This window comes from Parasphingorhabdus sp. (genome assembly GCF_041748495.1).
GTDB lineage: Bacteria > Pseudomonadota > Alphaproteobacteria > Sphingomonadales > Sphingomonadaceae > Parasphingorhabdus.
Map to the genome: position 1 here is coordinate 1 of NZ_JBGTDD010000102.1, position 6,374 is coordinate 6,374.

Here is a 6,374-nt window from a genome sequence, read left to right on the forward strand (position 1 = left end):
TGGAGAAAATCACCCTGCCTTCGCCGAAGCCGCCGCACGATCCGGACGAGCTGAAGTCCGTGCTCGGCCGGACCTTTGGCGTGCCCCTGTTTCAGGAACAGGCGATGAAGCTGGCGATTGTCGCCGCCGACTTTTCTCCGGGCGATGCCAACAAGCTGCGCCGGGCGATGGCGACCTTCCGCAATGTCGGCACGATCCACCATTTCCGCGAGAAGATGATCAGCGGCATGACCGCCAAGGGCTATGAAGCGGATTTTGCCGAGCGCTGCTACAAGCAGATCCAGGGCTTTGGCAGCTATGGTTTTCCGGAGAGTCACGCGATCAGCTTTGCTCGGCTGGTCTATGTATCGAGCTGGATCAAGTGCCACCACCCGGCGGTCTTCGCCGCGGCCCTGCTCAACTCCCAGCCGATGGGCTTTTATGCTCCTGCCCAGATTGTCAGGGACGCGCGCGAGCACGGGGTGGCGGTGCGGGAGCCAGATGTGAACTATAGTGAATGGGATAATCGGCTGGAGGTCGATTCCCCCCTCCCGCTTGCGGGTGGGGTCGGGGGTGGGCCTGAAACAGGTGGGTCCGAAACGCCAGACAATCCCACCCCTAACCCCTCCCGCAAGCGGGAGGGGGATATCATCCTTCGCATCGGCTTTCGCCAGATCGACGGCTTTCGCGAAGCATGGGCCGCGCAGATCCTGGCCGCGCGGCCGTTCCGGACGATCGAGGAGCTTGCCCACAAGGCCAATCTTCCTGCCCGCGCACTGCGCCTGCTAGCCGATGCCGATGCCTGCCGGTCGCTGGGGCTGGATCGACGCCAGGCACTGTGGGACGTGCGCCGGACGCCGGTCCATACCCTGCCTCTGTTCGAGGCCGCACAGACCAGGGAACTGGGACAGGAAGAAGACGCGCGTCTCCCCGCCATGACCCCCGGCGAGCATGTCGTCGCCGACTATCAAAGCGTCCGCCTGTCGCTCAAGGGCCATCCGATGGAGTTTCTGCGGCAACGCTTGCGAGCAATGGGCGTGCTCAGCTGCGCCGAACTGGCAGCCGCCAGAAACGGTTCGCAGGCCAAAGTCGCCGGCGTTGTCCTGATCCGCCAGCGGCCAGGCAAGGGTAATGCGGTGTTCATCACGCTGGAGGATGAAAGCGGCGTGTCCAACCTGCTGCTCTGGGCCAGTCGTTTTGAAAAAATGCGCCGTCCGGTGATGGCCGCCCGGCTGATGCTCGCGACCGGAGAGGTCCAGCGGAGCGTGGAAGGCGTGACCCATCTGATGACCAGCCGCGTCGAGGATTATAGCTTCATGCTCGACGAGATAACCGCCCGCGACCGGCCCGACATTCCGATGGCCCGAGCCGACGAGGTCAAGCGCCCGGTCTATCGCAACGAGGACCGCTGGGCCGCGCGCCAGACCAGCGAGGCCGCCCGATCAGCGCATCCCGCCACATCCAACGGCGGTCATCCCCGCAATGTCCGGATATTGCCGAAGTCGCGGGACTTTCACTAGGCCGTCGCTGCCTCGAACTGGCGTTCGCCGCTACCGAATATCAGATAGAAGACCAGGCCAAAGGCCGCTACCGCCGCAGAGACCTGGAACACCAGCGCCCAGGATCCGGTGACATCCAATATCCAGCCACTGACCAGCACGCCGATGATGCCGGGAATGGTGCCAGCCGTGTTGGTGATGCCCATCAAAGTGCCCGCATGTTCCGGTGCAATATCCATATGGTTGACGAAAAAGCCGCTGACCGCAAACGCGCCCAGAGCGCTGCCAATAGTCATGATCGTGATCGCGGTGACCGCATTGTCGGCCTGCCCGACCAGCAACAGCGCGGCGATGCTGCCGCCAGAGCCGATCAGCATCATCAGCTTGCGCACATGGGTAATGGTCATGCCGCGGCCGATCAGCCGGTCCGCGACTACCCCGGAAATATTGATGAACAGGAACAGGGCGATATGCGGCATCATCGCGAAAAAGCCGACGGCCGCATAATCCACGCCCAGCCCCTTGGTAACGAAGGTAGGCAGCCACGCCAGCAGGACATAGAACCACCAGTTGTTGCAAAAATGGGCGACGATGATCGCCCAGACCGGCATGCTGGTCATCAGCGCCCGCCACGGCGTTGTGACCGCCGGCCCGTCGGCGATCGAATCGGTTGCGATCAGATCCAGCTCTGTCTGGCTGATCCCGGCTTGCTGGCGCGGATTTGCCGCAATCAGAAAATACCAGACAGCGCACCAGCCAAATCCGATGCTGCCAAATATGTAGAACACCCATTCCCAGCCCCAGGCAGCGACGATTATCGGCGTCGCAAGCAACGCAAACACCGTACCCAGAGGGATGCCGCTATTGGAAAAGCCGGCAGACCGCGACCGTTCCCTGACCGGTATCCAGCGGGCATAAAGAGCGTAGATGGCCGGAAAGGTGACCGCCTCGCCCATGCCCATCAAGATCCGGGCGACAATCAGGACGGCAATGCCAAGCGCAGCAGCGGGAGGGGCGACCAGCGTGAACAGCGACCAGATCAGCACGCCGAAACCCAGAACGACCTTGCCACCATAAAGATCGGCCAGCTTTCCGCCGATCACCTGAGTGAGCAGATAACCGATGAAGAAGCTCGAAAGCACCAGACCCTGTGTAGACAAATCCCAGCCATAGGTTTCCACCATCGGGATGATCGCGACCGACATCGCGACCCGGTCCATATAGCAGATAAAAATGGCCAGAAAGGCCATGAACACCAGTTGATGGCGTTTTTGCATCGTCATCCTCCCCCTGCAATGCCCCCGTACCTTGCTTAAAATCGATAGGGTGGACGGCTATTTCCTTGCATATCCCGGCCAAATCCCCTATAGTTACATTTGTAACTATATTGCCGCTTCACACATATTATCTCAAGGAATTTTTGTGACCGATCTTTTCGAAAACCCGGTGGGCCTGGACGGCTTTGAATTTGTCGAATTTTGCGCGCCCGATCGCAATGTGCTGGAACCCGTGTTCGAAGTCATGGGCTTTACCCGTATCGCCCGGCATCGCAGCAAGGATGTCCATTTGTGGCGGCAAGGCGGAATCAATCTGATCATCAATTACGAGCCCAGGTCGGCGGCCTGGTATTTTGCCCGCGAACATGGTCCCTCGGCCTGCGGCATGGCCTTCCGGGTGAAGGACGCACGCAAGGCCTATGCCTATCTGCTCGAGAAAGGCGCCGAGCCGGTCCATGTCGAGACCGGACCGATGGAATTGCATATCCCGGCGATCCGCGGCATCGGCGGCGCGATCCTCTATCTGGTTGACCGCTATGACGGCGGCGACCGCGAAGAGAATCTGTCCATCTACGATATCGACTTTGAATATCTGCCGGATGTGGACCGCAATCCGGTCGGAGCAGGCTTCCAGATCATCGATCACCTGACCCACAATGTTTACGGCGGTCGGATGAAATATTGGGCGGATTATTACGAAACCCTGTTCAACTTCCGCGAGATCCGTTTCTTCGACATCAAGGGCGAATATACCGGCCTGACCTCCAAGGCGCTGACCGCGCCGGATGGCAAGATCCGTATTCCGCTCAACGAGGAAGGCGAAGGCGGCAAGGGCCAGATCGAGGAATTCCTCCGCGCCTTCAACGGCGAGGGCATCCAGCATATCGCGCTGATCTGCGATGATCTGATCGCCTGCTGGGACCGGCTCAAGACTCTGGGCGTGCCGTTCATGACCGCGCCGCCCGCGACCTATTATGAGATGCTCGACGGCCGCCTGCCCGGCCATGGCGAAGATGTGAAGGCGCTGCAGACGCGCGGCATCCTGCTCGATGGCACGACAGAGGGCGGAGAGCCACGCCTGCTGCTGCAGATTTTTGCCGAAGCGCAGGTCGGACCGGTGTTCTTCGAATTCATCCAGCGCAAGGGCGATGACGGTTTCGGCGAGGGCAATTTCAAGGCGCTGTTCGAAAGCATCGAGCGCGATCAGGTCAAGCGCGGCGTACTCAACGTAAAGGAGCCGGCATGATGGCTGCACCAAAGATCAACGGCATCCACCATGTCGCCTATCGCTGCAAGGATGCGAAAGAGACGGTCGACTTTTACAAGCGGGTGATGGGCATGGATTTCCAGCTCGCCTTCGCCGAGAATGAAGTGCCGTCGACCGGCGAGCATGACCCCTATATGCATATCTTTCTCGACGCCGGCGGCGGCAATATCCTCGCCTTTTTCGAACTGCCCGAGCAGAAGGAGATGGACCGCGACCAGAACACCCCGGCTTGGGTGCAGCATATCGCCTTCAAGGTGGATTCGCTCGACGATCTGATGGCGGCTAAGGCCAATGCCGAATCCGAAGGGCTGGACGTGCTCGGTCCCACCCATCACGGGATTTTCAAGTCGATCTATTTCTTCGATCCCAATGGCCACCGGCTGGAGCTGGCCTGCGATATCGGCACGGACGAGGAAATGACCGAATTGCGCCGGGTTGCTCCCGAGATGCTCGAGGAATGGAGCCGCACCAAGAAAGCGCCACAACATGCCGCCTGGCTGCACAAGGAGGCGCGCGACGAGCATTAGGTTTTCGCATTGAACAATGCTGTGCTCCTGCGTAGGCAGGAGTCCATCTCCTGAAGCTGCGTCTCGCGGTAATGGTCGGAGATGGGCCCCCGCCTTCGCGGGGGAACGGAGCAGGATGAAGGAACGCATATGAAACTCGCCACCCTGAAAAATGATACCCGCGATGGCCGTCTGGTCGTGGTCTCGAAAGACCTCACTCGCTGCTGCGAAGCGAGCAATATCGCCCCGACCCTGCAGGCAGCGCTGGATGACTGGGAGCAATGCGCGCCGAAGCTCGAAGCGCACTACCGCGACGTCGAACATGAAGTGGTTCCGTGCGAACGCTTCCACGAACGCTTGGCCCATTCACCCCTGCCCCGCGCCTATCAATGGGCCGACGGCAGCGCCTATATCAATCATGTCGAACTGGTCCGCAAGGCGCGCGGCGCGGAAGTGCCGGAGAGTTTCTATTCCGATCCTTTGATGTATCAGGGTGGCAGCGACGCCTTCCTCGGCCCGCGCGACGATATCCCGCTCGGCGATCCGAAATGGGGCTGCGACATGGAAGGCGAAATCGCCGTCATCACCGATGATGTGCCAGCGGGCGTCAGCGCCGACGAAGCTGCCGACCATATCAAGCTGGTCATGCTGTGCAACGACGTGTCCTTGCGCGGTCTGATCCCCGGCGAGCTGGCCAAGGGCTTCGGCTTTTTCCAGTCAAAGCCGCCATCCGCTTTCTCCCCGGTCTGCGTCACCCCCGACGAGCTGGGCGACGCCTGGCAGGGATCGGTGATCCATCTGCCGCTGCAGGTCGACTATAACCGCGAACCCTTTGGCCGCGCCAATGCCGGCAAGGACGCGACCTTCAGCCTCGCCGATCTGGTCGCCCATGCCGCCATGACCCGGCCGCTGTGCGCTGGCACGATCATCGGCTCCGGGACCGTGTCCAACCAGGGCCCCGACGGCGACCCCGGCAAACCGGTCAGCGAAGGCGGCCTCGGCTATAGCTGCATCGCCGAAATCCGGATGATCGAAACGATCAACGACGGCGAAGCGAAGACACCGTTCATGAGCGCGGGTGATACGGTGAAAATCCAGATGCTGGACGCGGACGGTCATTCGATCTTTGGCGCGATCCGGCAAGAGGTTGTGGCGGTTTGACAGGGTTGGCAAGTCCTGTGGATTGTGGGATGATCTTTACACCGATCATGGGGAGACAAGGTTCGTGAAAGCCGTTCTTGTCCTCATCGCTTCGATTGCCTTTGCCATCTCGCCATATTTATCTCCTGAATTTGGTGGCTTTGACCCTGAGCGCTATCCCATACCGCAACGCAATTCTGCTGTTCAGCCCTCCGGATGGGCTTTCGGCATCTGGGGCCTTATCTATTTGGGGCTTATCCTTCACGCGGCTTATGGTGTTTTCAGGTCTCGGGCAGATGCTGCCTGGGACCGGGGTCGCATTGCGCTGCTCGTATCACTGGCAGTCGGGGCGATCTGGCTTCCTGTCGCGCTGCTGTCTCCTATCTGGGCGACGATATTGATCTGGGTGATGCTGATCGCTGCCCTGGTTTCCCTCTATCAGTCGGCCGGGGCTGCCCCCTCCTGGGTCGCCCGCTGGCCAGTGGCCCTTTATGCCGGCTGGCTGTCCGCCGCATCATTCGTTTCCATCGGCTTGCTGCTTGCCGGCTATGGTGTGATGGAAGAAATACCCGCCGCGATTGTTGCGCTAGTTCTGGCCACGGGCTTTGCGGCGTATAACGCCTTCCGGCTCGCGTCCTGGCCCTATGGTGCGGCGGTAAGCTGGGGCTTTATCGGCATTGCGGTAGCCAATATCGGCTCGTCGCAA

At 60.5% G+C, this 6,374-nt stretch carries 5 protein-coding genes and 1 pseudogene; 5 read left to right on the forward strand and 1 reads right to left on the reverse strand.

Annotation, left to right across the window (positions count from 1 at the left end):
• A pseudogene (locus tag ACEW8J_RS09250) lies at nucleotides 1-1,499 on the forward strand (error-prone DNA polymerase); the annotation flags it as partial.
• Here the strand turns inward: ACEW8J_RS09250 and ACEW8J_RS09255 are convergent.
• Nucleotides 1,496-2,755 (reverse strand): ACS family MFS transporter, encoded by a 1,260-nt coding sequence (locus ACEW8J_RS09255; RefSeq protein WP_373491351.1) that lies wholly within the window; start codon nucleotides 2,753-2,755, stop codon nucleotides 1,496-1,498. The pseudogene ACEW8J_RS09250 and the gene ACEW8J_RS09255 overlap by 4 nt on opposite strands.
• Nucleotides 2,756-2,900: 145 nt before the next feature.
• Here ACEW8J_RS09255 and hppD point away from each other — a divergent pair, with 145 nt between their 5' ends.
• The 4 genes from hppD to ACEW8J_RS09275 form a co-directional block, all read left to right on the forward strand.
• On the forward strand, nucleotides 2,901-4,001 hold the full coding sequence (gene hppD / locus ACEW8J_RS09260; protein WP_373491352.1) for a 4-hydroxyphenylpyruvate dioxygenase: 1,101 nt from the start codon (nucleotides 2,901-2,903) through the stop codon (nucleotides 3,999-4,001).
• The gene (locus ACEW8J_RS09265) at nucleotides 4,001-4,549 is read left to right on the forward strand and encodes a VOC family protein (RefSeq protein WP_373491355.1); all 549 of its coding nucleotides are present in this window, start codon (nucleotides 4,001-4,003) and stop codon (nucleotides 4,547-4,549) included. Before hppD ends, ACEW8J_RS09265 begins: the two co-directional genes overlap by 1 nt.
• A 129-nt stretch (nucleotides 4,550-4,678) precedes the next feature.
• Nucleotides 4,679-5,689 (forward strand): fumarylacetoacetate hydrolase family protein, encoded by a 1,011-nt coding sequence (locus ACEW8J_RS09270; RefSeq protein WP_373491353.1) that lies wholly within the window; start codon nucleotides 4,679-4,681, stop codon nucleotides 5,687-5,689.
• A 64-nt stretch (nucleotides 5,690-5,753) separates the two neighbouring features.
• A partial coding sequence (locus ACEW8J_RS09275; RefSeq protein ID WP_373491354.1) for a TspO/MBR family protein occupies nucleotides 5,754-6,374 on the forward strand: 621 nt, incomplete at its 3' end.

What these genes read in the sequence shown, in the direction of transcription:
- ACEW8J_RS09255 (WP_373491351.1), bottom strand. Translation starts at nt 2,755, where the DNA reads ATGCAAAAACGCCATCAACTGGTGTTCATGGCCTTTCTGGCCATTTTT.
- ACEW8J_RS09265 (WP_373491355.1), top strand. Translation starts at nt 4,001, where the DNA reads ATGGCTGCACCAAAGATCAACGGCATCCACCATGTCGCCTATCGCTGC.
- ACEW8J_RS09270 (WP_373491353.1), top strand. Translation starts at nt 4,679, where the DNA reads ATGAAACTCGCCACCCTGAAAAATGATACCCGCGATGGCCGTCTGGTC.